The sequence below is a fragment of the Brevibacterium renqingii genome, from assembly GCF_017808095.1.
Lineage (GTDB): Bacteria > Actinomycetota > Actinomycetes > Actinomycetales > Brevibacteriaceae > Brevibacterium > Brevibacterium renqingii.
Genome location: NZ_JADBHG010000019.1, coordinates 1 through 1,517, shown reverse-complemented (window position 1 = coordinate 1,517; position 1,517 = coordinate 1). Strand labels below are relative to the sequence as shown.

General features: G+C 59.2%; 2 protein-coding genes. Both read right to left on the bottom strand.

The window, feature by feature from the left end; all coding sequences use genetic code 11:
- Positions 1 to 28 precede the first annotated feature (28 nt).
- Positions 29 to 1,003 (bottom strand): DDE-type integrase/transposase/recombinase, encoded by a 975-nt coding sequence (locus tag IIE29_RS16655; protein WP_209326412.1) that lies wholly within the window; start codon positions 1,001 to 1,003, stop codon positions 29 to 31.
- A 65-nt stretch (positions 1,004 to 1,068) separates the two neighbouring features.
- Positions 1,069 to 1,461, bottom strand: a complete 393-nt coding sequence (locus tag IIE29_RS16650) for a hypothetical protein (protein ID WP_209326411.1) — start codon at positions 1,459 to 1,461, stop codon at positions 1,069 to 1,071.
- Positions 1,462 to 1,517 lie beyond the last annotated feature (56 nt).

The following is a 1,517-nucleotide window of genomic DNA, read 5'->3' as shown; positions in this document are numbered from 1 at the left end:
CGCGGGGTGTCAAGCTGTTTGGAGTCACTCACGCTGCTTCAGCGGTGAATTCTTGGTCTTCGACTATCGCTGGTTCGTGATTGATGCCGACCACGCCAACCGGCTTAGGTACTTCTGGTGGGGCATGGAATCGCTTTGGATGCTTCGCGTAATACTCTTCAGCAGTCCGGGCCCGGACGCTCCACACCTGGGCCCAGGATCCGTCATGGACCTGGTCCGGGGTGAACAACGCGATCCCGGAATGCCGGTGTTCGGTGTTGTACCACACCACGTAGTCATCAACATGGGTCCTGGCGGCTTCGAGTGATTCAAACATCCCCGGATAGTTCGGCCGGTACTTCATCGTCCGAAACTCCGATTCCGAATACGGATTGTCATTAGACACATACGGCCGGTTATGCGACATCTCGACCCCGTGAGTCTCGAGTGCGTTCTTCAACGCATTCGACTTCATCGCCGCCCCCGAATCGGCATGCACATACTCAGGGACACCGAACTCGGCGATCGCGGTCTCAAACATCTCCACCGCCAGGTCATCGACCTCGCGGGCCTCGACTCGATAACCGACGATCTTGCGGGAGAAGATATCGATGATCGAGTACGCCTTGTACGCAACCCGATGCCAGGTCGATTGCACATCGGTGATGTCCCAACTCCACACCTGCCCCGGCCCGGTTGCCACCAGCACAGGCTTGACCCGCGGTGTCCTCGTCCCGGCCCGGGACGGCACCAGCGGACGCTGCGACTGATCGATGATCGCTTCAGCGATGCGCCACCACGTGCGCCTGGAAGCCAGCATCACGCCCTCGTCCCAGGCCCCAGCGAACGAGGCATCCACCGACCGGCCACGGAGCCAACCAGCATGAATGCGGTCTTCGATGAGTTGCCTATCGGCAGCATCGATGCGAGTGGAATAGTCCCGCTGCTTATGTGAGATCGGGTCGGATACCCGGGGTCGGGGATTGAGTCGGTAATGCCACGTCGAGCGTGCCAACCCCACCATCGCCAACGCCTTCCGCTGCGAGTCCAAGACCTCAGACAGGTCGAGGACCAGAGTGTTCTCGACCGTTAGGAATCGTCGGGCCTCGGCGTCGTCGGGGTGGCGTCGGGCTCTTGTGCGTTCCGATCGTGCAAGAGCCCGATAGCTTTTCCCAAAGCTTCGTTCGCAGCCTCGAGTTGGGCATTGCGCTCTTCGAGTTCGGCAATGCGTTTGGCTTGGTTGTCTTCGATTGCTGATTGCATCAGTTGCCTCGGGTTGTTAGGGACTCTGCCGACCCTGGACCGTGGGATGAGACCACGGTCGAGGTCGCCGTTGAATGTTGCCAGTCGCCATTTCCTGAAGTGGTGACGACTGAACTCTTGCTCCGCCAGCCATATGGCTTTGTACCCATGTGGGATCTTCTCGTATTGATAGACGAAGTTACGGATCTCTTCGACAGTGTATCCAGGGGTGATGGCCATGGTGCTCCGGTTCCTCTCTCATCCGGAGTGGCTCACAACCAGCCTGACACAGAGGG